We start from the raw sequence: 21,624 nt of genomic DNA, 5'->3' as shown, positions 1-21,624 counted from the left end.
ATCGCAGCAGCCCGGCCTGGTGTCAGAACGGCCAGTCAGCGTCGCGCCCTTGCTCGATGAGCGGGATCATGCTGAACGCCTGATCGGTCAGCCCGCCTGAGGTGTGCCAGTTCGGGCCGGTCGCATGGCCGTACTGGTAGCCGCACAGGTTCCAGGTGAACACCGGAACATGCGCCGGGACAAGCGCTCCGAACGGGCCCAGCTTGTCCAGGCCGTACTGCCGACGCAGGTACGGATCGGCCATCTGCCGGTTGACTGCGGTCTGCTCGTCGGTGACGATGACCACCCGATCATGGTTGGCGTAGTGGCGTTGCAATGCTCCGAACGTGTCGGTGCCGTCGTCGACATGGAACTTTTCCATCGTCTTCAGCACTGCGTCACCCTTGCGGAACTGCACCGGGTAACTGCGGAAGCCATAGCCGTACAGGTCGGCGTGGTCGCAGCGCAATGCCAGCGCGGACCCGAACAGTGCCGCCTTCTCCGCGAACACGATGTCGCTCTTGCTGGCATCCCCCGCGTAGTACGGGCCGGGGAACATCGACGGTGACTGATCAACCAGCACCAGAGTGCGGCCGGTCAGAGCGGGCACGTTCGACAGCGAATGCCGCAATCCTGTCTCCAGGGCATGACCCCACCGCAGCGAACCGACGTTCTTGTGGGCGGCGTAGAACCGGAACGGGAACTGCCGCGACTTCGCTACCTGCTCAGGGTCGGCCAGCCGGGCCGCTACCGTCGCGGCCACGACATCCGACACCTCAGCCTGATCCAGGTTGCGCAGGTTCCGCAGCAGCGCCATGTAGCCCATCGACGGGATGATCGACTCCCACAGCTCCCGAGTCCACGGGCCGTTCACCAGCGACGGCACGGCCTCCCATGTCATGCCCGCAGTGCGGAGATGCTCGGCAAGCGATCCGTTCTGCGCCCATCCCTTGATCTGCTCAGGCGTGGACTTCACGAACTCGGCATTCGCGCGCAGCAGCCCCAGTTCATCTGGGATGTCGACGTCGGACACCTTCGACAGCGAGAGCAGGTAGCGCAGGACTGGCGTCAGGTTCGGGTGCGTGGCGTGCACGACCGTGCCGAACCGCACCGCCTTGCCCGCGACGTTGTACTTGATGATGTTCCGCTCGGTGTACAGCCGCGAAACGGAATCGGCGACACCACGTTTTACCGGCATCGGCAACTTGCTGCCGAAATGAGTCCGCCAGTAGGCGAGGAACTCTCCGGGCTCGTCGGCGCGCTGCAGCACCGAGCCAATCAGCTTCCGCGAACCGAGCTGCTTGGATTCCAGGAGCGCCTTCGTGCCCTCCGCGGCGAGAACCAGCGACGCCGACCGCATATTCGCGGTGCCGCGCAGCCAGCCAGCGAACCGAATCAGCCAATCGGGATCAGCGGCAGCGACAGCACGCACCAAGCCGGTGAAGCGGTCATCGCGATCAGTGGCGTTCTCATAGAACGTGCTCTCCCCGACCATGTTCGACACCGAGAGCAAGAAAAGCTCAGACTTCTCGTCTCGCGCGAATCCTGGCGCACCTTGGAAGGTAGCACCTGACGGCTGAGTTTCGGTGGCGATGGGTCCACGCCCGACCGGAAATGCGGTGCGCGTATTGAACTTCGACATATCGTTCCCCTCTCGGCAACGGGGAACTGCAAACCGAGAACGTGATGCCCGAGGAATGAGGCGACGAAGGTGACGCAGGTGCTCTACCAAGCTGAGCTACATCACGCACTGGGCGCGATGACGGGATTTGAACCCGCGACCACCCCGCTTACAAGGCGAAGTAACCACCGTCTCGGCAACGGACATCACGTTCTGAAGTTTGTAGCTCCCGAGAAATGAAGGCGGCTCAACGTACGGATCTCATCCCAAATGTGAAGTAACGCCGAGCCTTCGGCAACGGAAGCAAAGCCCACTCTATCGGCTCATCCTTCAGCCGACCAAAACATTTGCTGCCGTGTCGATTGCTGATCTTGATCCACGCGCGCCAAGTTTCTTGACATGCCCGCAGGACATGTGAGATTACGGCGCGATCCTTTACGCGTCCCCGAGAAACAAGCTAAGGCCACCCCCCGCTAGAAAGGGGTGGCCTTAGGATCCGCCGCAGCATGTGCGACTTCCGATGGTTTCAGCCCGGAGAGATTGCGACATCGACTCAGCTGTGCACCACACGTGGCGTCTACGACGATACGCGGTGGCGGGTTGGAACTCGAGCCGCCACGCGCCCTACTCGAGCGGGCTGGTCATGAAGGTCCACTCCCCGGATGGTGTCACCGTGAAGTCGTTCACCACCGTTTGATGCAGCACCCCATCCGAGCCTTGCCACCCCACTCGGTCACCGCGCTCGATGCGGATCGTCTCCGGGTTGGAGTTGTCTCCGCCTGGGGTGTAGATCTCGCCGACGAACGCGTCCGGCCGCTCAGGTGCCAGCGGATCATTCGAACTGAAGCCATCGCGCGGGGTCCACGTCAGGTCAGCGTCGGCGAGGATCCCGTGCATCAGATCGTGGAGCGGACGTAGTCGGAACTCGCGGGCGAGCGTCCATACCTCTCCGAACCACTGCCCGGACTCCGGAGGTGTGACGTCGTCCATCGGGACAGGTCGCGGTGTCGGTTCGGGAACGATCATGTACAGCGTGTCCCGATCCGGTGTCCCCAGCAGTGCGTAGTCGGATTCGTTGATCAGAACAGGTGCGCCCAGATGTTGGGCTACTGGCATGGATGGCGGCTCGAACTCGCCCTCGAACAACGACCCCGGGCACAGGACTTCGGAGTTGTCGTCGACGTACCGATAGTCGGGGTCGATGTCGCCACGGGCCCGCATCTGCCGCATGCGGCGTGTGATCGCCAGCCCATGCCAGTGCTCACCGCACCAAGGATGAGGGCACACCGGGAACGTGGGGTCATTGAAGTCGTAGCCTGTGGCGGGCTCTCCGTCGCGCATCTGATCGACCACGAGAGCGTCGATGTCGTCGCCCGGCACGGTCTCCGCATGTATCCACCGACTGGCGTCCATTGGGTCTTCGGGGATCTGCCATTCCGCCAAGTGCTGCCGAAGCATCGCCTCCATCCTTGCCCGGAACGCTCTCGATGCCAGCGCCATGTCGTCAATCCTCCTACGTTTCGGTCGGGGTGGAACTCGAGCCGCCGATCGGGTCCATGGTCCAGCACACGCTGTTCTGGGTTACCAGATGACATCGTTGGTCCCCAGTCCGATCACGACACCGTTCCCTACAGGCAGGCTGGCGTGGACGATCAACTGCCCTGGCCGAGACTCGACCGTCAGTGGCCCGGCTCCCATCTCCATCACAGCCGCCGCCGACTCGAGTTGGCACGGGTCAGCCTCGGGGAAGGTGGTGGTCAGCCATTCCGACACTGGAGTCGAGTTGGTCGACGGGTCGTAAGTCGCTGTGCTCACGAAATGCGCTCCTTGCCGCCGTACTGGACGAGGAAGCCGGCCTCGGAGAGGTAGCCGTGGTCGATGGCGTTGTCCGCCAGGAGCAGAGCGTAGGCGCGGCGGGCCGGGTAGGTGATCCACTGCTCGCGCGGGAACTGCGGCCAGTCATCAGGCAGCGGTGGGACATCCGCCTCCTCGACGGCACGGCGCCAGAACTCCGCAGGATCCTGTAGCGGGTCCGGGGGTAGCTCCCACTGCGGGAGAGCTGCATACAGCTTCGCGGTGACGCGCTGCTCCAACTCGGTTAAGGCTTCGCTCACGGTGTCGATCCTCCGTCGGTCGGGGTAGAACTCGCGCCGCCACGCAGCGACAGAAACGCCTCCGCTGCAGCCGTCCACAGCAGCAAGGTAAGCGGCACTGCGACCAGCAGCGACCACGCCCCCGCCTCGATGAACACTTTAACGACTGCGGCCGGTACCGCGATGAATGTCATCACGGGAAACCCGACAACGACCAGAACCAAGACAATGGCTCTCACCGCACGCAACCATGCCTCCCATGCCTTCTCAATCATCATGCGTCCGACCTTCCCTTGTTGCCTGCCTCGGTGATCCACTGGTCGAGCACAGAACCGATGTGATCGGGCCACTCGTACGCGTCGTCCTCCAACCACTTCCCGCATTTGCAGTCCGCGTCGAAGTCTTCGCGTGCGTAGACGGCATCGTGGGCGGTGATCTCTTCCGCGACCGCGTTTCGGTCGGCGGTGAGGATGTAGCCCGCACTGGCCAGTTCGTCCGCGATCTCGGCGGCGGTGAGGTATTGGTGCTCGGCCATGAGGGTTTCGGCCTTGGACCAGTGCTCCGATGCACTCATTGGCTCGACCCCTTCCGCACGTGCTCTACGCGGGCCATCACGGCGATGATCACCGCAACCAGTAGATCAATCCCGACCGTGACCCACACGCCCACGACCCATGCTGGATTCCCCGCGACCGCCAAGCCGATAATGATCGGGATCATCGTCAGGGTCGTGGCGCCGAACACGAACAGTGCACCCCAGCGGCCGTCGGAGGTGGAGGCGCCCATCGCCATCACGGCTATGAGCAGCAGGACCAGTGGACTCACGGCGATCACTGCACCGATGGTTGTGACGCTCATGGCTCCTCCTCGGCGGGCTCGGTGTACAGGTCGTTCGCGCCCTTCGCCGTGGAACTTCCCCTCGGCGGAATGTAACCGAGTGCTGCCAGCTTTGCCGCAACATGCGGCGCCACCGGGTCCGCCCATCCCAGCGCGTCATCAAACTCATCCATCCACTCTGAGATCCAGGGGTCGTCGGACATTTCGCTCACCCCTTCTCCTCGGCGGGCTCGGCGGCGATCTGAGCTGCAATGTGCTGCGCCCATTCCTCCGGCTCCTCGAACCGGAACTCGCACGTGCACTCCTGCCACTCCCGGCCTTCCTCATCCATCATGTCGCGCGGGAAATGAAGGACCAGCAGCGCATACAGTCCACCTACGTCAGCCACGTCAGCCCTCCTCGGTGTAGATACCGGCCAACATCTCCAGGGCGGCATACACTCCAGCCTCAAACCCGGCGTCTCGATCCGACAGGGCTGAATCGCGTTCCGCCTCGCCGTGTAGACGGAGCGCCTTCCGTATCGCCTCTACCGTGCGCAGGGAGCGGTCAGGGCCGTTGCGGACGACGTGTTCGGCTGCCTGTACCTCATGTATGTGGCCGATGTGCGGGTGGATGGTGAAGCCGCGCGTTCCTGCGGTCGGGCTGAAGCTCCAGCCGCTGTCTTCCTGCAAGTCGTCGGCCGCTCGCGCGATCTGTTCGTCCTCTGCAAGCCCAGCTGTCAGGCGGGCTAGCGCATCATCGGCAGTCACTCGGACTCCTCGGTGTAGGCGTCGGCCAGGGCAGCAAGGAGCCGCTCACCCTTGTAGGCCGCGTACGGCTCTCCCGGCTTGATCAGGTCTTGAGCGATGCCTACCGCCTCCCGCAGTGCCGCTACCCGATCCAGCGTCGCCTTCGGGTTCTGGCGAGCAGCGTGAGCGGCGACCTCGCGTCGGCCTGCGTCGAAACTGACCGAGGCGTACGAGTCCACCGTTGTGCCATGGGCTACCCATTCGCCGCGATCCACCATGACAGTTCGCGCCTCCGATTCGCCGGTCCGAATCATCATGATCGGCGAATCACGGAGCGCTGCTTGCGCTATCGCTTCGTCTCGGTCCAGGCCAGCGGTCAGGCGGGCGAGGGGGTCAGATGCGGTCATGACCGTCACCTCCTGCCGCTGATCGGCAACGACGCCAGCGTGTACGCATTCGAGGCGTCTCGATCCCCCTGCGCCACAAGGTCTACCCAGCGTGTGGTCTTCTGCCTCTCGATCGCTGCCCGTGCAATTTCCATGGTCTCGTCCAGCAGGCGGGAGATCTGGTCGTCAACGCTCACGGCTTCACCACCAGGAACTCGTACCGGATCTCGCCCGCAACCGCCCTGCCGCGCCTATCCACCCCAGCGGACCACCACAACTCGTATGGCTCCCCCACGTACGGGGCGGGAGCCCGGAACTTGCGGCGCTCCAACTCGTCCGTCTTCAACGTCGCCTGCGGTTCGATCGGCTTGAAGAAGTCCGCCGCCTTGAGCACTGGCATCCGCGGAATGGTCAGCCGGTCGCGCGAGCCGTAGCCGAGAGTGCCGTCCAGCCACGACAGGACCCGCGCCCTATCCTGCGCGTAGTACGGATGGCAGGTGGACGGCAGCGGGATACCGTCCGGGCCGGTCTTGGGAACGGCGGCGAGTTCGGCTTCCATCTCGGCGGTACGTTGCCGGTCGCTCTCGCGCAGCCAGTGCTGTTGGAGGCGGCGAAGCTCCGCGATACGGTCGTCCGGGTCGATCATGCCTGCGTTCCTTCCTCGGCGGCACGGCGAGCGGATCGCTCTGCCTCCAGCTCGTCGTACAACCCCGACCACCGATCCAGCGAGTCGATATCGGGGACGGCCACGAACTGTGCGTTACCCCAACCCTGTTCCTCACCAGGGCGCAGCAACGGTTCGATCACCCACCGGTCAGCTAACTTGGGGTCGCCGTCGATGCGGATCAAACGACCGACCGCGTCCGGGTCGAACGTCTTACGCCACCCGCTGATCTCGACGACCAGATCGCCAGGACGGGGATGTGACATCCGCTTGTACGCCAACTCCCCGCTGCGGGGCGGGTTGCCATGGCAGGCCATCGAATGCAAGGCGTGACCGAGGTTGTAGACGTACTCGGCCAACCGGGTGCGCTCATCCGTCATCTGGACACCCTCCCGAGGTAGGCGGACCCGAGCAGCATGGCAGCGAGTACCAAGGCGCAGACGATGACCTCACTGGCGGGACGCCCAGTGGCTACCGCAAGAACGACGATCGCGGCCATACCAAGCATGATGAAAGTGCGGACAGCGCTCACGACTGCGGTCCTTCCTCTTGGATGCGGGGATCGGCGGGGCCAACCATCAGGACATAGCGGTTGTCCGAGCGGCCGTCGCGATGGAACGTTGCGGGCTCGTCCGTCGACAGGTCGGCGATCCGATACCGGGCGCCGTTGACCAACGTCACGAACTCGGCGGTCGCACGGTCGATTGTGGACCAGGTCTGGTCAAGGGTTCGATACCCACGCGTGGTGCAGAGAAGCTCGAACACCTTCCCGCCCGGCACAACCCATGCGGGGAGTGAGACTTGATCTTCGGTCCACTTGCTCATGCTTCCTCCCCGTATCCGGTACTGCGGGCACGGACCGATCTCATGCCGTGCCTCACCGCAGAACGGGCACGGCCCCGACCAGTCACCGCGATCGTCTCGACCGCAATATCCCGTCTCACGGCCATCAGCGTGAACGATTACTTCGCGGGCGGGGCGACCGCAGGTGCAGCGCTCACCCGGGAGGGCTGAGCGGGTAGTGGAGTCGGCGGTCATTCGGTGGCCTCTTTCGCCTTGACTGCCTCTTTCACCTTGTCGAGATCAGGCAGTTGCTGCGACCAGCCGCCATCAGGTCGCTCACTGACCGGGTATTCCCGCTTGGCCCACTCGTAGGCGTACAGGGCCCTGTCGATTCGGGCGGCGGGCGATTCGGTGATCCAGCCCTTCGGGTGTGGGTCGCTCATCATGAACGCCTCCAACGCAGCATGAAAGCCCGCGTTATCGACGCGGATGTCCTGTTCGGGCTCGGTCATTTCTTCTCCAGGATGCGGTCGATGGTGGTCCGGGCGATACCGGTGAGGTGATGGATGCGCATGACGGAGATCCCCGCTTTGTGCGCCTCGCGGACTAGGTCGTCACGTTGATCATGCATGGCCCGCCAGCCTTTCAGCATGGCTTCCGCTCGTTCCACGTTCATGCATCACATGCTACATGCCAATCCATCGTATAGCCAGTGGCAACACTCCCTCTTGACTGTAGCGTTCGATGCACGCATACTTGAGCTATCACCAGCACAGGCAAGGAGATTCAGATGACCACCACCCTCACCCCCGCCGAAGCCATCCACTTCCTCACCGGCCACAACCTCACCACTGAGCAAGCCGCCGAAGCCATCACCCACATGACCGACTACGGCACCCCGCTCACCTCCGCCAACCTCCGCGATTGGGCCTACACCAGCCACTGAGCCGCTTACGTGGCCCGCACCGAAAAGGTGCGGACCGCGTCGGCCAGTCCGCCAGTCCGACCAACCAAGGAGATATAGATGACCGCCACCGCCACCCAGTGCAACACCTCCGGAGAGCACTGCGGCAGCCGCATCGCACTCATCAACCACGTCATCGACGCCCACTGGGACGAGACCTACACCGACTAGCCCTCGCGCCCATCCTGTGGGCGCGGTACTGACCAGAACCCAAACCCCGACAGGAGAATCCGATGAGCGCGCTCACCCGCGAAGCCATCCACGCCATCAACGAGCACTACCGCCTCGGCGACGCAGCTGACGAAGCACACTTCTACGGCCGCGACGAAGAAGACGCAGAACTCGAGGCGCAGTCCAAGGCGTTCCGGGCGAAGTTCACCGACGACGACCTGTACGCCTACCTCAATGCGGGGATTCGACCACCGCACGTCGTCGGCCAGGCCGACCATGACGCCATGGTCCGCGAGACCTTCCCCAACCTCGGCCAGTAGTCCGACGCACGACAGACCTGATTCCAGGGCTAGCCGCAACGACGCGTGCAAGTGGGCGACAACGAGGTCGCCCGCGACCGCCCCGAAGGCTTGGGCCGTAACCATCTGGTTGCGGCCTCTCGCCTGCTATACCGGGCAGTCCCGGCCCGTGCAACGATCGATGCATGACACGTCAGCAGTGGCGAGATCTCGCCCACCGGTTGCTCGCCTTCCTGCGTGGATTGCAGCGGCGGCCGGGCGACAGCCGCATGGACGTCTTCGGGCCGCGCCTCTAGCCGGGCGTCTCCCCTCTCTGCCGGTACAGCGCGACACCTGAAAGTGTGTTGCCGATGTGAGCGAACAGTCCGTGGTCGATGTGGTGCTGGACTTGCTCCGGCGAGATCTGGAAGACGGTGGCCGCTTCCAGCTGCGTGAACAGCAGGCCGCTCCGGTCAGACATTGGTCGACTCCTCCTCTGCGAGTGGTTTCCAATCGACCGTTGCGACCTCAGCAACCCAGCACTGTGCTCGGCCGTGGTCCATGGCGTGACGGTTCAAATCCTCAACGCTCGCGCGGGCGCTGCGGGCGCTGGGCTTCGCCGCCTCAACCGACCCGCCGTCGCGGTCGACTCCGCGGACGCGATAAATGTGCTCAGTGCTCACCGCTTCCACCTCTCGGTCAGAGCCTGGACGGCGGAGGTCAACAGGCTGGGACGCCGCGCAGCCCTGCGAATCCGTCGCAAGCGCTCGATCTCCTTCTCGAGCAGCCACTTCTTCTCTTCGAAACGGCGCCAAATCTCATCGAGAGGCATTCATTCCACCTCCTTGGTCTGCCATACGAGTTCGATCCACATCGCGCCCGGCTTGCCCTTCTCGGCAAGGTGGATGACGGGGATAGTTTCGTGGATGAATTCAGGGGTGTCATCAGGTGCGAAACCGGCATCAACCAAGCCATCGATACAAGCTTTGCAGTCGAGAGATAGGTTCCCAGGATCGCGGCGGCCGTTGCGCGCCGGCCGATAATGCAACGTCACCTCGAACGGGTGCGTGGGTGTGAGCTTCGCGGCCTTCGCTATCCACCCAGCCTGCTGGCGTACGTCGGCGGTGATACGTCCTCGAGCAGCCCAGTGCAGGCGCAGGTTCGGGGACAGCTTCGGTGCCCGCCATGGCAGTTCGAGGACAGCGCAGGCGCGGCCTTCTGGACTCATCACTGCCTCCCATCGTCGCGCAGGACCGCGATCAACCGATCCCACAGTGACCGCCGGCGGGGCGGCGGTGGGGTTGGGGTTGGCCGCGAGTCCATGAGTGCGGCGTGGTTGTAGTACGGCTGGAGGATCGAGGGCCGGTCCGTGCCTGCCGCTTGGGCCCGGCGGCGTTTCGCAGCCTGATACGCGCGGGCCCGCTCGCTACGTGGCTCGGTCGACACATCCACCACAGCCACCGAGATGCCCGCCTCCCGCAACGCACCGACCTTCGCTGGGTTGCTGGTGAGCAGCCGCGCGGATCGCAAGCCCAGGCTGGCCAGTGCCTCCGCGGCGAGCTTGAAGCAGCGGGTGTCGGCGTCGAGTCCGAGTCGCTCATAGGCTGCATAGGTGTCGAGCCCAAGGCGTTCGGAGGTCTGGAGGCCGCGGGCTTTGTTGGTCAACCCGGCGCCACGGCCTTCCTGCTCGAGGTAGACCAGAATGCCCGCGCCCGCCTCCTGGATCGCGTCCAACGCCTGCTCTAGTTCGGGGCCGCAGTCGCAGTCATCGGAGGCCAGGACATCCCCGTAGAGGCAACGGGAGTGGATCCGGACCAGGCACCCATCGGTGGCTTCACCGAAGATCAGTGCGTGCCCGCCATCGACGTCATCGGATATCTGGATGACGTGCACCTGTAGTTCGCGGCCTTTGCGGGTCAAGCGGTGCGCGACGGCGTCCATCAGTTCTCGCTATCGGCGGCATAGGTACGGGTGCCGTAATGGGTCTCGGACGGCACCAACTGTTCGACAGCCCAGTTGACGAGGTCGCAGATCAGCTCAAGGTCCTCGATATGGTCCCCATCGAAATGCCCGAGTTCGTCTTGGCCTCCGTTGTCCCAGAGGATGACCATCTGCGGATGGTCTTCGTCGCGGTCATCGGCGTACATCCGGCCGCCGTCGTTGCGTTCGCACCATTCGAGCGCCTTGCGTGCAAGCTCGGCTGTGTTCTTGTCGGTGCCCTCAGGCATCCTGACTCCTTTCGAGTTCAGCTTCTGCTGCGGCGAGACGTCCCCGATGTGGCCCTTCCGGGCGTGCCTGCACAGTGGAACGGTTGACACACGGGCGTCCCGGTAGAGCCCCGCAGTACGGGCAACAGACCTGTTTCGCGTTCTGGCGGGCGGCGAAGGCTTGCGCCTGCCGGCAGGGGCGATGGGCGGCCAGGCTGTGAATGGTCGCGGTCACGGCTGTGATGCCTCCTTGATGGCCTTGAGGAGTCGTTTCGCGTCGGCGGTGTAGCTGCCTCCATGGAATGGCAGCTGCCGGAACGTTTTGGCTGCTGCCTCGAGTTGCCGTTCAGTCAGGGTGATCCCGGCATCAGCGAACACCTGACGGCAGGCGTCTGGTGTCCAGTCCTCAGCGACAGTGTCGGTCTTGGCGTAGGCGATGAGCGCGTCACGCAAGGCTTGGATCTGCTCGGCGGTCACGGCTGCACCTCGAGCAGGTCGAGATCGAAGATCTCCTCAGCCCAGCTGACACGTACCGGATACCGGCCCGGTGGCCGATCGTGCAGCAGGTCGCTCGCTGTGTCGTACAGCCATGGATGCGTTTTCGCTCCGCAATCCCCGGCCGGGATAGTCCAGCCGTATTCGCTCATCCAGAGGTGGAATGCGCCGTGGAACTCCCATTCCTCGGCGCCGCACCAGGGGTCGCCTTCCTCGCAGTCGTCCGGTCCATCATCGGCGTCGCGGCCATCAACCTTGTGGTCCTTGTGACATTCGATGCGGCTGTCACAATCCGGGCGGCCGGGGCATTCGATCGTGTACGCGAAACCAATTCCTGCGGCGGTCTTCACGAGAATGTGCTCGTCGGTCACGACATGCCCTCCCAACTCCGGTCGTAGTCCTCGGCCATGTACCACAGTGGGCACCCAGGAACTGGGGGATGGATTCGAATCCCATCGGTCTTGGTGATCACGATGCCGTTTGGGGTGTGGTTCCAGTAGGCGCCGAACGCTCGCGGCCCCGTGTCCGGGTCGACCCGGTCGGCGAGGTGGCGGAGTTTCTTCGCGATCATCGACCTCGCGGCCTCCAGCCTGTCGGCGAGGCATGTCCTGGCAGGCAGGTTCGGGACGGTCACGGCTGCTCCCGGATCTCGGCGAGCACGGCACCGACGTCGAGCTGCTCAGCTTGAGCGAGCCTGTCCAGCACCCCACTCACTGACTCTTCGTCCAGTTCGTGCGGCACACCGATGCGGACATCCCCTTTCGCCCAAAGCGTTCCGACTGGCCCCGTCTTGCCCGGCAACCATTGGTGGGCTGTGAGGTAGCGTTGGATGCCGTCCAGGGTCGGAAGCTCGAGTGTGGGACGCTGCGATGCCACCGCGGCGCGGGCGGCGATCAGTTCGGCAGCCATAGACTCGATGTAGCGGTCATGCTCGGGCTGCCAGTAGCGCGGGAAATCGAAGGCGTCCTCAGCCCAAGCGGTGAGCTGTTCGTCGGTTGGTCGATTGTCGGTCACGGCTGAACCTCCCGCCGCTGCCCTGTAGCGAGGTCGCATCCCTGCCGGGCATCCGACATCACCAACGCAACCGGCACCCCGTCACGGACAAGGGAAGCAGCCAGCTTTGTCAGCTTCCAGCGGGCGGACTGCTGAGGGGTGAGATCGGTATCGGCCTCGGGGATCACGGCTGCACCTCCCGGACCTCGGCGACGACATAGGCGCGCTCATCGGAGGAGACAGCGCGATACTTCGCGGCCTCCGCTTCGGTCGCATGCACCTGGACAGCAGAGCCGACAGTGCGGTAGCGCCAACCGCCATCGAGCAGCCGGGACTTGCACAGCACGACGTAGCCGTCCGGGGATCCGAGCGCGATCAGTTCGCGCGCCATAGCCCGGATTTCGTCCTCGCTCGCACGGTGCGGATCGGCCACGAAGGTCTCGAGATGCTCGCGGGTCAAGTCGCTCACGGCTTCACCTCCCGAATCAGGGCCTTAATCCGCCGCGTCAAAGCATCACGGTCGAGCGTCACCAGTTCGTCCCAATGCTCGACCAGCGCAGCCCATTCCGGACTCTCCGCAGCCACCAGGTCGAGGTGTTCACGTGCGTTAGGGACAGCGCGCAGGAGGTTCTCGCAGCGCCAGAAATCGCCCGCATCGCCGGGAAGGTGGAGGCTGGCCTGCACACGTTTGCCGGGTAGATCGGTGACGCCGGTGATGACGGCCACGATCATGTTCGAGCTGAGTCCGCGGTCGCCGTGGTTCAACCAGCCGTCGAAATCAGCCAGCGCCATCGGGTATCCCGGCATCTGTGGGGGGCGCTGAGCAGCCTCCAACGCGGCAACGAAGTCGCGTTGGTTGCGTCGCAGCCATTCGTAGGCGGCTTGATGATCGGAAGGCTGCACCGACAACAGCTTCTCGACTTCGGCTATCAGGTCACGGTCAGCCATCACTTGCCCCTCTTCTTACTCACACGAAGTTCAAACCGGTCACCATTCGGCATCCGATAGATCAGGCCCTGACTCCAATGGAGGAGGATGTGGAACCCGTTGTCGGCCAGCGTCTGTCGAATGTCATCCATGGCGTCCGCTGCGGTGAATGGGTCGGCGCTCACGACTGCTCTCCATCCTCGGCCAGCGGATCGGTCACGTACGGACAGTCAGGCGCGTGGTGGCTCCACTCGTACGCCGTAAATTTCGCGCCGCAATGCGGACAACGGATCTCGTAGTTCATCGCTGCTCTCCGTTCTCGGGCAGCGGGATAGGGTGGCGTTGCCGCTCTCGGGGGCAGACATGAACCTCGTAGAACCACACGATCGGCTCACTGCAAACCGGGCAAGGTGTGGGTATAGGAGGCAGCCACGGGTTACGCATGGCGCTCCTCGGGCAGCGGGATAACCGACCATGGATCGCACCGCACAAGCTGCATCGGCGTGCTCGCCCAGTCTGGAACCAGCACACTCGGCCGGGGGATGACCTTCCCGACGAGATCTCGGATCGCTCGGTCGCGCTCGGCAGGCAACCATTCTTCGCAAGGCCGTGGAGGCGAAGGCTCGACGAGTCGCAGGCACGTATCCTTGCCGTTGATCTTCGCGTAGCCGACGTCGGCGGCTTGGCTGCATTCGATGATGTACCCACCGGACATACGGTCTCTGCGCCACGCATTGATGCGCAGGTACTCCGCGCCCCACACGGCAAACAGGGTGGTTAAGAGATCTACTCGGTTGATCGCTTCGCCTGCTTCGGTGTCGCTCGTCGCGATGCAGCCCGCGAGGTAGACGCGGCTACCTGTCGTGTAGGTCTGAATGTCGAGACGGGCATCGGTCAGGGTGCACAGCGGCAGCAGCTTGCCTGGCGCTTCCCCTTCGCGGACCATGGAAACTGTGGCGTACTCGGTGCCATCTGTATAGCGAGGGACAACCAGGAACTCGGCGAGGATCTCGCGGGCGCATTGACCGGCGTCCTCGTCGGTGCATCCCCAATCCATCAGCAGGCGTGCCAACGCCTCTCGAGGGTCACTCATTCGGTCCTCGCCTTCTCGGTCGACACAATCACGTGTCCAGTCGCCTCCACTGCCGCTCGCACCAACGCACCCAAGACATCCGGCGACAATTCAGCAGGCCGCATATCGAGTAGTCCCGTCCGGGCGAGCGCGGCACCGAAGGCGCGGTCACGCTCCAACTCGGCGTTGACTTCACTGCGGAGTTCCGACAGGACCGGAGGAACCAGCGGGTGACGATTTCGCTCGCTCACTAGTCGGATCGTCAGATCGATTGCGGCCAGCTTCTCTGTCGGTAGACCGTCGATCCGGCTCACTTGCTGTCCCCCGCCTTCTCGGTCGGGGACCACACGACGGCGATCTCGTCGCCGTCCGCCACGTCGACCACCTGCTCGGTGCTGAATGAACGATGGCGGCCGACCGTGTCCCACCAACCCGACCCGATGCCCTGGTACACGTGGTTCCGAACCTGGACGACAGTGCGGTACGGAAGCGCGTCGAGGGCTGCGATAGCTGGGGTGTAATCGCCTTCGTTCTCGGGTGTCTCGATCACCTGGGCGGGTGGACGCCAACCACCGTCGACTGCAACCTCGGCGGCATTCTCTGGGTAGAGCACCCCTCTGGCGCGCAGTAGGACGGCCAAGGCGCTGGCCAGGGTGTCGCGGTCACTCGCCATTAGCGGGCCTTTCGGTGTTGAGTCGCTGACGCAGGAGCGCGACCTCGGCACGCAGAGCGTGGATGGTTCGCGATGCCCGCCCGTACTCCCGGTTCCGGTCCCGTAGCTTGCGTCGCAATGCCCGCATCTCGGCGTCGGCGACTGGCATGTCCTTGATGCTCAAACAGACGTGTTCGCCGTCGACTACGGCGAAGACGAATTCGCCCGGGTACCAGTGCTTGATCTCGCCCTGCTTCATTTGCCGGGACTTTCGGCGATGTCGCGGGTCTGCCAGTCGCGGCGGGACTTCCACAACGCTCGGATCAGGCGTTGGTGGGCGGCGGTATCCTTCTCGATTACCTCGTAGGCGCGCTCGAGGTAGTTGAGGGTTTCAGCGTGCTGACGTTTCTTCGCGTCCAGTTCGGTGCGTAGCTCCGCGGCGCGTTCCCTTGCGCTGGTGTACATCTCCCGGGCGGTCTGCAACTGGGCCTCCAACTTGGCGATGCACGCCACCGGATCCAGCTGCGGTGCATACTCGGCCCCGGCGGGTGAGTTCGCGTGTGGCGCAGGACCCCCGAAACTGCCGTCCAGCTTCAACGCTGCCGACCCAGCGGTTGGTGTCGCGACAACGGGTGAGGGCGAGGGGGTTTCGACACCCTGAGCGAACACGTGGCAATGGCAGCGGCACGGACGCTCACAGAACTTGCACTCCTGGCGGCACCGGTCGTGGTTCTCATGCCAGCACGCTGTCGACAGGTAGTCGTGCGGGCGTTCTCCGAGCCGAGGAGTTCTGACGATCTGGGTCATGCGCCCTGCTCCCCACCTAGACGCATCCTCGGATGCACGGGCTCGTCATCCTCCGAGCCGTCGGCCTTCCTGCGCAACGCCTGTATGTCGTGAATGAACCGCAGCGCCGACACCGCCACCTGCTGAGCCTCGGCCAGCGCCCTATCGACGTCCCCGGCTTTCACCTCATCCCACAGCTCATCCACCTCCTCACGAAGAAGCGCCCAGCCCTCATGCATCGAGTTGCGGGGCGGGAATCGCCGTGACACCTCTCCGAGTTCGGTAACAACCCCGACGAGGATCGCGTCGTACTCGCGGGGCAGGCCATGGTGTTGCGGGATCGCCGAGGATGCACGGATCTTCGCGCCGAACGCTTCACGGCCAGGGAAGCCACGCATTTCGTCGGCGCCCATACCTGGTGTGCTCACTCGCCTGCCTCCACTGCGTCGTAGCTGCCCTGGAAGATGTCATCGCGACATGGGTAGAACATGTTGGGCGTGCACGGTTCACGATCATGTTCTGGTATCATTTGAGGGTGCCTCCGTGGGATAAAGTTGTAGCGCAGCAACGGATTTGCGTCGTGTGCGACGTCAAGTTCGAGACGAAGCGAGTCGCGAAGTACTGTTCGCCGTTGTGCAGGAATCGAGCGCGGCCGAAGAGGTCGTATGAGCCAGAGAAGCGTCGCCGGGACTACGCGAACCGCGCATCGAACCCTCAGCGCAGGGCGCATTACAACGCGGTGGCGAACAAGCGCATCCGCGTGGTCAAGGACTGGATCTCGATGTACAAGACCACACAAGGCTGCGTGGACTGCGGCTATAACAAACATCCGGCCGCACTGGACATCGACCACATGGAAGGGAAGACGGCCAACATCTCGTCGCTCAAGTCGGTCGCGGCCGTGCAAGCCGAGATCGAGCGGCACCGTTGCGTTGTGCGCTGTGCCAACTGCCACCGCATCAAGTCCTGGGAGACGCGAACCTGGGAGCGTCAGCACGACGCCACAGCCTCATAGGTAGCCCGGAATATTTCGTCTTTACAGGGATAAAATTCGCCCTTGATGCCACGGATCACCCAGTCGCGAGGATTGGCGAGCATCGTGCCCTCCAGCGTGTCAACGGCGAGGCGATGCGATCCAGCGGTGCCGTCGCAGCCGTTTTCCGGCTCGCAGTGGTACCGGATGGTTCCGTCGAGCGACAGTGCCCAGTCGATGATCGCTGTCGCGCCCTCGGTGGTGCCGTCCCACTGCATCGCCTGGATCTCGACGGGTTTCTTGCGGTAGGTGTCAGCGGTGATGGTCATTTGCGGTTCTCCTCGTTGTCGATTGCTGCTTGTGCTCGAGCGCTCGGTGTGCGCTCGGAGTAGTCGTTGACGTCGGCGCTGGTCTTCGCCAGATGCGGTTTGCACGCCAGGCACGGAATGGGGCGGCCCTCGTCGTCGTAGCCGATCCACCCCTTCGGGCAGCCGTTCCCGCAGCGGGGGTCACGGCAGCGGGTCGGCGGGTCGCTGTCCCCGTACCTGTCAGGGCTCACGGCATCCCCGCATGCTGTTCGAACGCGGCGTGCAGACGCCGCAAGCGCGCAACGTTCGCGGCGTCCCAGCTGAAGCGCTGCGCCACCACATCCATCGCGCCGTCTTCGTCCTCACCTGGGTCGGGATCCCAGCCCAGGACAATCCCGTAGATCCAAGCCAAGTCCCGGGCTTCAGACCAGTCGGCGGAGCTGAAAGCGATTGCTGAGCGCAGCGACTCGAACGGGTCCTCAGTTGGTTCGCTCATCCCTGGGCCGCCCGTCTCGCCTCAGCGATTTCGCCGGCAGTGAACCGCGGTCCGGCCGGTGGCACGATCTCCACCGTCAACCCAGCAGCGCGGGCGGTGTCGATGCAATGCCAGGTGCCGCGAGACTGGTTGCGGTCACCGGGAAGCGGGAACGCCAGCACGAGATCCGCTCCGGCCGCGACCGTCTCGGCGTTGCGGATCGGGCCCGCCGCTTTCCCATGCTTCGCCCAGTCGGCGGGGTGGCATTCCTCGACGATGACTTCGTCTCCGCTCGGGAGCGCACACCAGGTGTGCGCGAAATGGTCAGCGCCCGTCGGGCAATCCCCGTGCACGACGGTCAGGGTTCCGCCGTCCGGGAGGTTCTCGGCGAGGACGAACGCCAGCCGCTCCCACACGGCGTCCTCGGACGGGAACGACCGGGAGCCAGTTACCAGAACTCGGAAGGTGTCAGGCACGGGTTACCTCAACTCTCGGGGTGGCGGACGCGGGCTCGTCGCCAGGCAGGTAGACGGTTTCCATCGGCCGGTATGGAGTGCAGTAGTCACCGCACGGTTCGGTGCCGTTCTCCGAATCGGGGAAGTGCAGCCAGTCGAGATCAGCGAGCCCGAATGTCCCGGTGCCGCGGTGGTCGAGTACGACGATCACCGCGACATCGGAGTTGACGAACACTGCGTGGATGCCGGGTGGGCGATGCTGGACAGCGAAATCGTCAGGGCAGATCGCGGAGTCGACACCGTGAGCGACAGCGAATTCGCATGCCTCGACGAGGGCCGTCTCGAGCGGAGTGGGGTCAGGCATCGATCGAATCCATCCACTCGATCGCCTCGATGAGCCGCGCCGCTGCGCCGAGCAGGTTCTCGCGGAGGAACACATCCACGCCGCGCTCGGCATCGTCCGTCTTGTGGGCAAGCTTGAACGCCTCGGCGACAAGCTCGCGCGGTGCCGCCGGGATTTGGAAGTGCGCTTGGGTGGCCGCCAGTTCGGCGAGAATCTTCTCCCGCGCGGACGATTCCGGATCGGCCCAGTGGACAGTCGGTACTGGCGCCCGCGAGATGGAGGGCTCCACAAATCGGACGTGGGCGAAGTGTCTGCCCGCATGGCTGTTGGGGAGTTCGCACCAGACTGCGCAGCCCGTCTTGTCGGACGGATCCACGGTCGTCGCCTGGCAGCGTGATGCGGAGGTCACCGCTCCTGGGGCTGTGGCGTCCGCTGCCGGACTTTCAGGTGTCTCCGCGCTATCCGGTGACGGCCAAACGATCTCAGCGCCCACAGAGGCGATAGCGGCGAGGAGGTGCCCGGCTATCTCGTCGTATCCCTCGCTGTCCTGGTCGACCCACTTCCACTCGGTGGCGAGTGCCCGACCGAGCGCCTGACGCCGCTTGCGGTCAGTGAGGATCGGTTCACGGAGGCGCTCGAGCAGGACCACCAGACCGGAGGTGCACAGTCCTGCGTCGCTGGCGATCTCGGTGACCCGATCCAGGGCGACGAGATCCTGCGTGGGGGTGGGGATCTCAGACACTTCGGGTTCCTTCCAGGGCGGCACGGACTTCCGCAGCGAATGCCCGGGTGATGATGCTTGGGGTGCCGGTGCCGGTGCCGAGTTCGGTTGCGGATTCCCACCGTTCGGCGAGAGCGACCACACGCTCCCGCTCGGCCTCCAGCTCGGCGAGACGCTGGCGCAGCTCGAGCAACTCGGCGGCCATGGCGCGCTCACCCTTGTTGGTGCACACGTTTTCGTTGTCCCGAAGTTCGCGGAGACGTTCGTCGCGGAGACGTGCGGTCTGGTCAGGCATGGCTGGCCACCCACTTGCGGACGACCACGGTCTCCTCGACCGAATGGACTGGCGTCACCTTGGGGTCACCGCTACTGGCCGGACCGAAATCGGGATGGTCCTCATTGAGCCCTTCCTCGAAACGCCACCGATAATGTTGTCCGGACGGCCCGCGCGTGATGATCGCAACGCTGCGGGTCCAGCTCCGGTTCTCGCCGTTTACGCGTTCGACGAAGTCGAAGCCGTCCACGTCCTCCTCGTAGGTGAGGTCGTGCCATTCGCTGTCAGCGAGAAGCGCTTTCAGTTGATCGAGTTCGGTCTGGTCAGGCATGGCTTTCCTTGCGGTGGTCGGAATTTCGGGGGTGTGGCGGTATACCTGTCCGATACCGGTCGGGTGTCCGTTACTGGACTGGCGTGCGGAAACGGGCTATGTGCGCGCAAGTCGGGCGCGTCCCCCAACCCGCCGCCGACATGAATCGAATCTGGGTTTATCCACAGGGCTCGCACGGGCGCTGGTGAGTTGCGTTGAAAAGCCGGGGACGTAGTAGTGGGTTGGTGTTGGTTGGTATGTATGGGTTGGTGGGGTGACACCCATGGCCCCCAGACATTGCTGAGATGGCCCCCAGACATTGCTGAGATGTCACCTAGACTTGTCGGCGTTTCACATGTCCGAGTGCCACCCATGGCCCCCAGACCCGCTCGGCCACAACAACTCTGAGTGACACCGGTGACCCCCAGACATGCCAGCCTGTGGATAACTCCAGGGGCCACTGATGTCCCCCAGACTGCTACCGTTCGTCCGGATCCAGAATCGGCAACTCCAACACATCCGACGGCACCGTCAACCGATACGTGTCTGCGTGCTTCGCATGCCGATTCCCTTGCTTCGTCCGCTCCAGGAACCCGTACTCCCGCAAGTCCGACAGCGACCGCTTCACCGTCCGCTCCGACACGCACATGACCCGCGCAAGCCGCCCCACGCCCGGACGCACCTCCGTGCCGTCCTGGTTGCCGTACGTGGCCGCCATCAGCCCCAGATACTTCAGCGGTGCAGGCATCAACGTCCGCCGCAACCAACGCTCCCATTCGTAGCGGTCTACGGGCTTGCGCACGAAGGCGTCCCTGACCATCACGTCCACCTTCCGCGACCCCCGCACCAATCCCCTTGCGCTGCATCAAGACGCCCCCTGAATCGGAAGGTGCTTCCCGGCGCCGCTCGTCGCGCGCCATGATCGCCTTCAGGTCGGTACTCACGACACCTCCCCGAACAGCGGCTCATGCAGGGCCTCGACCGCGGTACGGTTCTCCGCCGCGCTCGGTCGTCTCGCCGCTACCCGCGCCATCTCGGCGGCGTGTTTGGTGTGGGACTCCTCCGCCTGCTCCCAAAAACGGCGTGTGAACTTCTCCCCGCACACGCACCGCGCGACATGGGCGGCGCCGGTAGGGATGAGGGAGGCCAGGGCGTGGTCCGTCAGGTTCCCCATCAGCCGACCGCCTCATTCACTACCTGGGCGAGACGAACGGCGTGGCCCCTGCCGATGTAGTCGCCGGTATGCCTGCCGTCGAGCAGATAGCCGCGCGCGTAGGCGACAGCACCGCCCCACGACCTGACGTTCTCAATCGACCACCAGCGTTGCCAACGGTTCTGCGACGCCCGTTCGAGCAGCTTCTCCATCCACTGCCGCGCATCCCCCGGTGAGCGCAGCGAGTAGTACTCCGACACATCAGCCAGAGTCCGCAGAGGATTCCCGACGGGCAGGGCACAGATCGGGTCGCCCTCGTTTGCGGCCCACCAAGTAGGCACACCGTCGACCGGTCGTTGCCCGGCGATGCCGTACCCGGAAGCGACAGGCCAGTCCGGCATACCTGCGCCGGCGGGACGAGCGGGATCGGCGATCAACGCGCACGCCGCCACCTCGAGGTCCGGGTGTTCACCGCGGCCGATCTCAGCGGCCAGCGATCCTGCAATGCCTGCACCCTGGCTGTAACCGCCGAGGATCGCCCGGTAAGGGGTGGCGCGGATGGCGTCGATCAGGATCTGACGGCCGACCGCCTTGCTTTCGGCGAACGACATTTCAAGCGACCCGTAGCTAGCCGGGTACCGCAGAGACTCGAACTGGAACCGGTATGGGTCCAGGGCGGCACCGAACGTAGAGCTGATGAGGTCGGGGCCTGTAGAGAATCCGGTACCCGGCAGCCACAGAACGGAATAGGTGGTCACGATGCGGCTCCTTCGATCGGGGCGGATAGGCGCCTGCTATCCCATCCGGCATTCAGTCCAGTTCGGGTGGGCGTACGCCCGCTCAGCAGAGTCGTCGGCTCGATCGTGAGGTGCCAGTCGTTGGCCAGATGTATGCCCCGATGCCCGGCCTCCCGGAAACAGCGGAGTTCGGGATTCTTCGGATGCCGCGCGGGGCAACCGATCTCGTATGTCCACTC

General features: G+C 64.3%; 51 protein-coding genes. 3 read left to right on the top strand and 48 right to left on the bottom strand.

Translation table 11 applies throughout. The features are described from left to right. Nucleotides 1-22: 22 nt before the first annotated feature. The 18 genes from OG874_RS00420 to OG874_RS00335 all read right to left on the bottom strand — a co-directional run bounded on the left by OG874_RS00420 (nt 23) and on the right by OG874_RS00335 (nt 7,767). Complete coding sequence (locus OG874_RS00420) at nt 23-1,621, bottom strand: TROVE domain-containing protein (protein ID WP_330253115.1); 1,599 nt, start codon at nt 1,619-1,621, stop codon at nt 23-25. A gap of 603 nt (nt 1,622-2,224) precedes the next feature. After that, nucleotides 2,225-3,100 carry a hypothetical protein gene (locus tag OG874_RS00415; protein ID WP_330253114.1) on the bottom strand — a complete coding sequence of 292 codons (876 nt, stop codon included), beginning with the start codon at nt 3,098-3,100 and terminating at the stop codon, nt 2,225-2,227. Between the two features lie 81 nt (nt 3,101-3,181). Then, nucleotides 3,182-3,415, bottom strand: a complete 234-nt coding sequence (locus tag OG874_RS00410) for a hypothetical protein (protein WP_330253113.1) — start codon at nt 3,413-3,415, stop codon at nt 3,182-3,184. Next, a complete protein-coding gene (locus OG874_RS00405; RefSeq protein WP_330253112.1) occupies nt 3,412-3,714 on the bottom strand; it encodes a hypothetical protein in 303 nt (100 codons plus the stop codon). Before OG874_RS00405 ends, OG874_RS00410 begins: the two co-directional genes overlap by 4 nt. Further along, a complete protein-coding gene (locus tag OG874_RS00400) occupies nt 3,711-3,971 on the bottom strand; it encodes a hypothetical protein (protein ID WP_330253111.1) in 261 nt (86 codons plus the stop codon). Before OG874_RS00400 ends, OG874_RS00405 begins: the two co-directional genes overlap by 4 nt. Next, nucleotides 3,968-4,267, bottom strand: a complete 300-nt coding sequence (locus tag OG874_RS00395; protein ID WP_330253110.1) for a hypothetical protein — start codon at nt 4,265-4,267, stop codon at nt 3,968-3,970. The genes OG874_RS00400 and OG874_RS00395 overlap by 4 nt, the downstream gene beginning before the upstream one ends. Beyond that, nucleotides 4,264-4,551: a hypothetical protein gene (locus OG874_RS00390; protein ID WP_330253109.1), complete on the bottom strand. Its 288-nt coding sequence runs from the start codon at nt 4,549-4,551 to the stop codon at nt 4,264-4,266. The genes OG874_RS00395 and OG874_RS00390 overlap by 4 nt, the downstream gene beginning before the upstream one ends. Continuing rightward, a complete protein-coding gene (locus OG874_RS00385; RefSeq protein ID WP_330253108.1) occupies nt 4,548-4,742 on the bottom strand; it encodes a hypothetical protein in 195 nt (64 codons plus the stop codon). Before OG874_RS00385 ends, OG874_RS00390 begins: the two co-directional genes overlap by 4 nt. After that, a complete protein-coding gene (locus OG874_RS00380) occupies nt 4,739-4,918 on the bottom strand; it encodes a hypothetical protein (protein WP_330253107.1) in 180 nt (59 codons plus the stop codon). The genes OG874_RS00385 and OG874_RS00380 overlap by 4 nt, the downstream gene beginning before the upstream one ends. Before the next feature lies 1 nt (nt 4,919). Continuing rightward, nucleotides 4,920-5,279 (bottom strand): DUF6221 family protein, encoded by a 360-nt coding sequence (locus OG874_RS00375; RefSeq protein WP_330253106.1) that lies wholly within the window; start codon nt 5,277-5,279, stop codon nt 4,920-4,922. Beyond that, the gene (locus tag OG874_RS00370) at nt 5,276-5,665 is read right to left on the bottom strand and encodes a DUF6221 family protein (protein WP_330253105.1); all 390 of its coding nucleotides are present in this window, start codon (nt 5,663-5,665) and stop codon (nt 5,276-5,278) included. Before OG874_RS00370 ends, OG874_RS00375 begins: the two co-directional genes overlap by 4 nt. 5 nt (nt 5,666-5,670) lie before the next feature. Then, entirely contained in the window at nt 5,671-5,841 is a 171-nt protein-coding gene (locus tag OG874_RS00365) for a hypothetical protein (RefSeq protein ID WP_330253104.1), read from the bottom strand. Then, nucleotides 5,838-6,290: a hypothetical protein gene (locus tag OG874_RS00360; RefSeq protein WP_330253103.1), complete on the bottom strand. Its 453-nt coding sequence runs from the start codon at nt 6,288-6,290 to the stop codon at nt 5,838-5,840. Before OG874_RS00360 ends, OG874_RS00365 begins: the two co-directional genes overlap by 4 nt. Beyond that, nucleotides 6,287-6,688, bottom strand: a complete 402-nt coding sequence (locus tag OG874_RS00355) for a hypothetical protein (RefSeq protein WP_330253102.1) — start codon at nt 6,686-6,688, stop codon at nt 6,287-6,289. The genes OG874_RS00360 and OG874_RS00355 overlap by 4 nt, the downstream gene beginning before the upstream one ends. Further along, complete coding sequence (locus OG874_RS00350; RefSeq protein WP_330253101.1) at nt 6,685-6,840, bottom strand: hypothetical protein; 156 nt, start codon at nt 6,838-6,840, stop codon at nt 6,685-6,687. The genes OG874_RS00355 and OG874_RS00350 overlap by 4 nt, the downstream gene beginning before the upstream one ends. Next, a complete protein-coding gene (locus tag OG874_RS00345; protein ID WP_330253100.1) occupies nt 6,837-7,133 on the bottom strand; it encodes a hypothetical protein in 297 nt (98 codons plus the stop codon). Before OG874_RS00345 ends, OG874_RS00350 begins: the two co-directional genes overlap by 4 nt. Before the next feature lie 209 nt (nt 7,134-7,342). Further along, complete coding sequence (locus OG874_RS00340; RefSeq protein WP_330253099.1) at nt 7,343-7,603, bottom strand: hypothetical protein; 261 nt, start codon at nt 7,601-7,603, stop codon at nt 7,343-7,345. After that, entirely contained in the window at nt 7,600-7,767 is a 168-nt protein-coding gene (locus OG874_RS00335) for a hypothetical protein (RefSeq protein WP_330253098.1), read from the bottom strand. Before OG874_RS00335 ends, OG874_RS00340 begins: the two co-directional genes overlap by 4 nt. Nucleotides 7,768-7,881: 114 nt before the next feature. On the opposite strand from OG874_RS00335, the gene OG874_RS00330 reads away from it, so the two are divergent. Together OG874_RS00330 and OG874_RS00325 are read left to right on the top strand one after the other, a co-directional pair. Then, the gene (locus tag OG874_RS00330) at nt 7,882-8,037 is read left to right on the top strand and encodes a hypothetical protein (RefSeq protein WP_330253097.1); all 156 of its coding nucleotides are present in this window, start codon (nt 7,882-7,884) and stop codon (nt 8,035-8,037) included. A gap of 251 nt (nt 8,038-8,288) precedes the next feature. Then, nucleotides 8,289-8,546: a hypothetical protein gene (locus tag OG874_RS00325; RefSeq protein WP_330253096.1), complete on the top strand. Its 258-nt coding sequence runs from the start codon at nt 8,289-8,291 to the stop codon at nt 8,544-8,546. Between the two features lie 271 nt (nt 8,547-8,817). Here the strand turns inward: OG874_RS00325 and OG874_RS00320 are convergent, their stop codons facing one another. From OG874_RS00320 to OG874_RS00235, 19 genes are all read right to left on the bottom strand, one after another. Then, nucleotides 8,818-8,985 (bottom strand): hypothetical protein, encoded by a 168-nt coding sequence (locus OG874_RS00320; RefSeq protein WP_330253095.1) that lies wholly within the window; start codon nt 8,983-8,985, stop codon nt 8,818-8,820. A gap of 351 nt (nt 8,986-9,336) precedes the next feature. Further along, entirely contained in the window at nt 9,337-9,732 is a 396-nt protein-coding gene (locus tag OG874_RS00315; RefSeq protein WP_330253094.1) for a hypothetical protein, read from the bottom strand. After that, nucleotides 9,732-10,445 (bottom strand): GTP cyclohydrolase II RibA, encoded by a 714-nt coding sequence (gene ribA / locus OG874_RS00310; RefSeq protein ID WP_330253093.1) that lies wholly within the window; start codon nt 10,443-10,445, stop codon nt 9,732-9,734. Before ribA ends, OG874_RS00315 begins: the two co-directional genes overlap by 1 nt. After that, complete coding sequence (locus OG874_RS00305; RefSeq protein WP_330253092.1) at nt 10,445-10,732, bottom strand: hypothetical protein; 288 nt, start codon at nt 10,730-10,732, stop codon at nt 10,445-10,447. The genes ribA and OG874_RS00305 overlap by 1 nt, the downstream gene beginning before the upstream one ends. Beyond that, on the bottom strand, nt 10,725-10,946 hold the full coding sequence (locus tag OG874_RS44565) for a zinc finger domain-containing protein (protein WP_442943248.1): 222 nt from the start codon (nt 10,944-10,946) through the stop codon (nt 10,725-10,727). Before OG874_RS44565 ends, OG874_RS00305 begins: the two co-directional genes overlap by 8 nt. Next, entirely contained in the window at nt 10,943-11,188 is a 246-nt protein-coding gene (locus tag OG874_RS00300) for a hypothetical protein (RefSeq protein WP_330253091.1), read from the bottom strand. The genes OG874_RS44565 and OG874_RS00300 overlap by 4 nt, the downstream gene beginning before the upstream one ends. Then, the gene (locus OG874_RS00295) at nt 11,185-11,577 is read right to left on the bottom strand and encodes a hypothetical protein (RefSeq protein WP_330253090.1); all 393 of its coding nucleotides are present in this window, start codon (nt 11,575-11,577) and stop codon (nt 11,185-11,187) included. Before OG874_RS00295 ends, OG874_RS00300 begins: the two co-directional genes overlap by 4 nt. After that, the gene (locus OG874_RS00290; protein WP_330253089.1) at nt 11,574-11,840 is read right to left on the bottom strand and encodes a hypothetical protein; all 267 of its coding nucleotides are present in this window, start codon (nt 11,838-11,840) and stop codon (nt 11,574-11,576) included. The genes OG874_RS00295 and OG874_RS00290 overlap by 4 nt, the downstream gene beginning before the upstream one ends. Continuing rightward, on the bottom strand, nt 11,837-12,220 hold the full coding sequence (locus OG874_RS00285; RefSeq protein ID WP_330253088.1) for a hypothetical protein: 384 nt from the start codon (nt 12,218-12,220) through the stop codon (nt 11,837-11,839). The genes OG874_RS00290 and OG874_RS00285 overlap by 4 nt, the downstream gene beginning before the upstream one ends. Before the next feature lie 163 nt (nt 12,221-12,383). Beyond that, nucleotides 12,384-12,668, bottom strand: coding sequence for a hypothetical protein (locus tag OG874_RS00280; RefSeq protein WP_330253087.1), 285 nt, complete (start codon nt 12,666-12,668; stop codon nt 12,384-12,386). Beyond that, nucleotides 12,665-13,147, bottom strand: coding sequence for a hypothetical protein (locus OG874_RS00275; protein ID WP_330253086.1), 483 nt, complete (start codon nt 13,145-13,147; stop codon nt 12,665-12,667). Before OG874_RS00275 ends, OG874_RS00280 begins: the two co-directional genes overlap by 4 nt. Next, nucleotides 13,147-13,311, bottom strand: coding sequence for a hypothetical protein (locus tag OG874_RS00270; protein WP_330253085.1), 165 nt, complete (start codon nt 13,309-13,311; stop codon nt 13,147-13,149). Before OG874_RS00270 ends, OG874_RS00275 begins: the two co-directional genes overlap by 1 nt. Then, nucleotides 13,308-13,430: a hypothetical protein gene (locus OG874_RS00265; protein WP_330253084.1), complete on the bottom strand. Its 123-nt coding sequence runs from the start codon at nt 13,428-13,430 to the stop codon at nt 13,308-13,310. Before OG874_RS00265 ends, OG874_RS00270 begins: the two co-directional genes overlap by 4 nt. A 132-nt stretch (nt 13,431-13,562) precedes the next feature. Further along, a complete protein-coding gene (locus OG874_RS00260) occupies nt 13,563-14,198 on the bottom strand; it encodes a hypothetical protein (protein WP_330253083.1) in 636 nt (211 codons plus the stop codon). Between the two features lie 17 nt (nt 14,199-14,215). Next, nucleotides 14,216-14,449 (bottom strand): hypothetical protein, encoded by a 234-nt coding sequence (locus OG874_RS00255; RefSeq protein WP_330253082.1) that lies wholly within the window; start codon nt 14,447-14,449, stop codon nt 14,216-14,218. Between the two features lie 59 nt (nt 14,450-14,508). Next, on the bottom strand, nt 14,509-14,871 hold the full coding sequence (locus tag OG874_RS00250; protein WP_330253081.1) for a hypothetical protein: 363 nt from the start codon (nt 14,869-14,871) through the stop codon (nt 14,509-14,511). Then, entirely contained in the window at nt 14,861-15,109 is a 249-nt protein-coding gene (locus tag OG874_RS00245; RefSeq protein WP_330253080.1) for a hypothetical protein, read from the bottom strand. Before OG874_RS00245 ends, OG874_RS00250 begins: the two co-directional genes overlap by 11 nt. Next, complete coding sequence (locus tag OG874_RS00240) at nt 15,106-15,519, bottom strand: hypothetical protein (protein WP_330253079.1); 414 nt, start codon at nt 15,517-15,519, stop codon at nt 15,106-15,108. The genes OG874_RS00245 and OG874_RS00240 overlap by 4 nt, the downstream gene beginning before the upstream one ends. A gap of 134 nt (nt 15,520-15,653) precedes the next feature. Next, complete coding sequence (locus tag OG874_RS00235) at nt 15,654-16,049, bottom strand: hypothetical protein (protein ID WP_330253078.1); 396 nt, start codon at nt 16,047-16,049, stop codon at nt 15,654-15,656. Nucleotides 16,050-16,375: 326 nt separating this feature from the next. Between OG874_RS00235 and OG874_RS00230 the strand changes: the two genes are divergently transcribed. Continuing rightward, a complete protein-coding gene (locus OG874_RS00230; protein WP_330253077.1) occupies nt 16,376-16,651 on the top strand; it encodes a hypothetical protein in 276 nt (91 codons plus the stop codon). On the opposite strand, the gene OG874_RS00225 is transcribed toward OG874_RS00230, so the two are convergent. The 11 genes from OG874_RS00225 to OG874_RS00175 all read right to left on the bottom strand — a co-directional run bounded on the left by OG874_RS00225 (nt 16,627) and on the right by OG874_RS00175 (nt 21,406). Continuing rightward, complete coding sequence (locus OG874_RS00225; RefSeq protein ID WP_330253076.1) at nt 16,627-16,938, bottom strand: hypothetical protein; 312 nt, start codon at nt 16,936-16,938, stop codon at nt 16,627-16,629. The genes OG874_RS00230 and OG874_RS00225 overlap by 25 nt on opposite strands. Beyond that, a complete protein-coding gene (locus OG874_RS00220; protein WP_330253075.1) occupies nt 16,935-17,168 on the bottom strand; it encodes a hypothetical protein in 234 nt (77 codons plus the stop codon). The genes OG874_RS00225 and OG874_RS00220 overlap by 4 nt, the downstream gene beginning before the upstream one ends. Continuing rightward, nucleotides 17,165-17,413, bottom strand: coding sequence for a hypothetical protein (locus OG874_RS00215; protein WP_330253074.1), 249 nt, complete (start codon nt 17,411-17,413; stop codon nt 17,165-17,167). Before OG874_RS00215 ends, OG874_RS00220 begins: the two co-directional genes overlap by 4 nt. After that, nucleotides 17,410-17,868: an SLOG family protein gene (locus OG874_RS00210; protein ID WP_330253073.1), complete on the bottom strand. Its 459-nt coding sequence runs from the start codon at nt 17,866-17,868 to the stop codon at nt 17,410-17,412. Before OG874_RS00210 ends, OG874_RS00215 begins: the two co-directional genes overlap by 4 nt. After that, complete coding sequence (locus OG874_RS00205) at nt 17,861-18,211, bottom strand: hypothetical protein (RefSeq protein ID WP_330253072.1); 351 nt, start codon at nt 18,209-18,211, stop codon at nt 17,861-17,863. The genes OG874_RS00210 and OG874_RS00205 overlap by 8 nt, the downstream gene beginning before the upstream one ends. Next, entirely contained in the window at nt 18,204-18,932 is a 729-nt protein-coding gene (locus OG874_RS00200; RefSeq protein ID WP_330253071.1) for a hypothetical protein, read from the bottom strand. The genes OG874_RS00205 and OG874_RS00200 overlap by 8 nt, the downstream gene beginning before the upstream one ends. Then, the gene (locus OG874_RS00195) at nt 18,925-19,206 is read right to left on the bottom strand and encodes a hypothetical protein (RefSeq protein WP_330253070.1); all 282 of its coding nucleotides are present in this window, start codon (nt 19,204-19,206) and stop codon (nt 18,925-18,927) included. Before OG874_RS00195 ends, OG874_RS00200 begins: the two co-directional genes overlap by 8 nt. Then, the gene (locus OG874_RS00190) at nt 19,199-19,516 is read right to left on the bottom strand and encodes a hypothetical protein (protein WP_330253069.1); all 318 of its coding nucleotides are present in this window, start codon (nt 19,514-19,516) and stop codon (nt 19,199-19,201) included. The genes OG874_RS00195 and OG874_RS00190 overlap by 8 nt, the downstream gene beginning before the upstream one ends. Nucleotides 19,517-19,973: 457 nt before the next feature. Continuing rightward, nucleotides 19,974-20,315, bottom strand: a complete 342-nt coding sequence (locus OG874_RS00185) for a helix-turn-helix domain-containing protein (protein ID WP_330253068.1) — start codon at nt 20,313-20,315, stop codon at nt 19,974-19,976. Between the two features lie 120 nt (nt 20,316-20,435). Then, nucleotides 20,436-20,669, bottom strand: coding sequence for a hypothetical protein (locus tag OG874_RS00180; protein ID WP_330253067.1), 234 nt, complete (start codon nt 20,667-20,669; stop codon nt 20,436-20,438). Continuing rightward, entirely contained in the window at nt 20,669-21,406 is a 738-nt protein-coding gene (locus tag OG874_RS00175) for a PE-PPE domain-containing protein (RefSeq protein ID WP_330253066.1), read from the bottom strand. The genes OG874_RS00180 and OG874_RS00175 overlap by 1 nt, the downstream gene beginning before the upstream one ends. Nucleotides 21,407-21,624: the final 218 nt, after the last annotated feature.

It is taken from the genome of Nocardia sp. NBC_00565 (assembly GCF_036345915.1).
Classification (GTDB): domain Bacteria; phylum Actinomycetota; class Actinomycetes; order Mycobacteriales; family Mycobacteriaceae; genus Nocardia.
The sequence above is the reverse complement of the archived record's forward strand: the minus strand, read 5'-3'. Positions and strand labels throughout refer to the sequence as shown.

Excerpts from the sequence above, each read along its gene's own strand:
- OG874_RS00190 (WP_330253069.1), bottom strand. The coding sequence starts at position 19,516 with ATGCCTGACCAGACCGAACTCGATCAACTGAAAGCGCTTCTCGCTGAC.
- OG874_RS00370 (WP_330253105.1), bottom strand. The coding sequence starts at position 5,665 with ATGACCGCATCTGACCCCCTCGCCCGCCTGACCGCTGGCCTGGACCGA.
- OG874_RS00340 (WP_330253099.1), bottom strand. The coding sequence starts at position 7,603 with ATGACCGAGCCCGAACAGGACATCCGCGTCGATAACGCGGGCTTTCAT.
- OG874_RS00420 (WP_330253115.1), bottom strand. The coding sequence starts at position 1,621 with ATGTCGAAGTTCAATACGCGCACCGCATTTCCGGTCGGGCGTGGACCC.
- OG874_RS00390 (WP_330253109.1), bottom strand. The coding sequence starts at position 4,551 with ATGAGCGTCACAACCATCGGTGCAGTGATCGCCGTGAGTCCACTGGTC.
- OG874_RS00185 (WP_330253068.1), bottom strand. The coding sequence starts at position 20,315 with ATGGTCAGGGACGCCTTCGTGCGCAAGCCCGTAGACCGCTACGAATGG.
- OG874_RS00315 (WP_330253094.1), bottom strand. The coding sequence starts at position 9,732 with ATGAGTCCAGAAGGCCGCGCCTGCGCTGTCCTCGAACTGCCATGGCGG.
- OG874_RS00245 (WP_330253080.1), bottom strand. The coding sequence starts at position 15,109 with ATGAAGCAGGGCGAGATCAAGCACTGGTACCCGGGCGAATTCGTCTTC.
- OG874_RS00250 (WP_330253081.1), bottom strand. The coding sequence starts at position 14,871 with ATGGCGAGTGACCGCGACACCCTGGCCAGCGCCTTGGCCGTCCTACTG.
- OG874_RS00325 (WP_330253096.1), top strand. The coding sequence starts at position 8,289 with ATGAGCGCGCTCACCCGCGAAGCCATCCACGCCATCAACGAGCACTAC.
- OG874_RS00305 (WP_330253092.1), bottom strand. The coding sequence starts at position 10,732 with ATGCCTGAGGGCACCGACAAGAACACAGCCGAGCTTGCACGCAAGGCG.
- OG874_RS00235 (WP_330253078.1), bottom strand. The coding sequence starts at position 16,049 with ATGGGCGCCGACGAAATGCGTGGCTTCCCTGGCCGTGAAGCGTTCGGC.
- OG874_RS00395 (WP_330253110.1), bottom strand. The coding sequence starts at position 4,267 with ATGAGTGCATCGGAGCACTGGTCCAAGGCCGAAACCCTCATGGCCGAG.
- OG874_RS00205 (WP_330253072.1), bottom strand. The coding sequence starts at position 18,211 with ATGCCTGACCCCACTCCGCTCGAGACGGCCCTCGTCGAGGCATGCGAA.
- OG874_RS00275 (WP_330253086.1), bottom strand. The coding sequence starts at position 13,147 with ATGGCTGACCGTGACCTGATAGCCGAAGTCGAGAAGCTGTTGTCGGTG.
- OG874_RS00225 (WP_330253076.1), bottom strand. The coding sequence starts at position 16,938 with ATGACCATCACCGCTGACACCTACCGCAAGAAACCCGTCGAGATCCAG.
- OG874_RS00330 (WP_330253097.1), top strand. The coding sequence starts at position 7,882 with ATGACCACCACCCTCACCCCCGCCGAAGCCATCCACTTCCTCACCGGC.
- OG874_RS00335 (WP_330253098.1), bottom strand. The coding sequence starts at position 7,767 with ATGAACGTGGAACGAGCGGAAGCCATGCTGAAAGGCTGGCGGGCCATG.
- OG874_RS00215 (WP_330253074.1), bottom strand. The coding sequence starts at position 17,413 with ATGAGCGAACCAACTGAGGACCCGTTCGAGTCGCTGCGCTCAGCAATC.
- OG874_RS00180 (WP_330253067.1), bottom strand. The coding sequence starts at position 20,669 with ATGGGGAACCTGACGGACCACGCCCTGGCCTCCCTCATCCCTACCGGC.
- OG874_RS00320 (WP_330253095.1), bottom strand. The coding sequence starts at position 8,985 with ATGTCTGACCGGAGCGGCCTGCTGTTCACGCAGCTGGAAGCGGCCACC.
- OG874_RS00345 (WP_330253100.1), bottom strand. The coding sequence starts at position 7,133 with ATGAGCAAGTGGACCGAAGATCAAGTCTCACTCCCCGCATGGGTTGTG.
- OG874_RS00415 (WP_330253114.1), bottom strand. The coding sequence starts at position 3,100 with ATGGCGCTGGCATCGAGAGCGTTCCGGGCAAGGATGGAGGCGATGCTT.
- ribA (WP_330253093.1), bottom strand. The coding sequence starts at position 10,445 with ATGGACGCCGTCGCGCACCGCTTGACCCGCAAAGGCCGCGAACTACAG.
- OG874_RS00360 (WP_330253103.1), bottom strand. The coding sequence starts at position 6,290 with ATGATCGACCCGGACGACCGTATCGCGGAGCTTCGCCGCCTCCAACAG.
- OG874_RS00195 (WP_330253070.1), bottom strand. The coding sequence starts at position 19,206 with ATGCCTGACCAGACCGCACGTCTCCGCGACGAACGTCTCCGCGAACTT.
- OG874_RS00265 (WP_330253084.1), bottom strand. The coding sequence starts at position 13,430 with ATGAACTACGAGATCCGTTGTCCGCATTGCGGCGCGAAATTTACGGCG.
- OG874_RS00355 (WP_330253102.1), bottom strand. The coding sequence starts at position 6,688 with ATGACGGATGAGCGCACCCGGTTGGCCGAGTACGTCTACAACCTCGGT.
- OG874_RS00400 (WP_330253111.1), bottom strand. The coding sequence starts at position 3,971 with ATGATGATTGAGAAGGCATGGGAGGCATGGTTGCGTGCGGTGAGAGCC.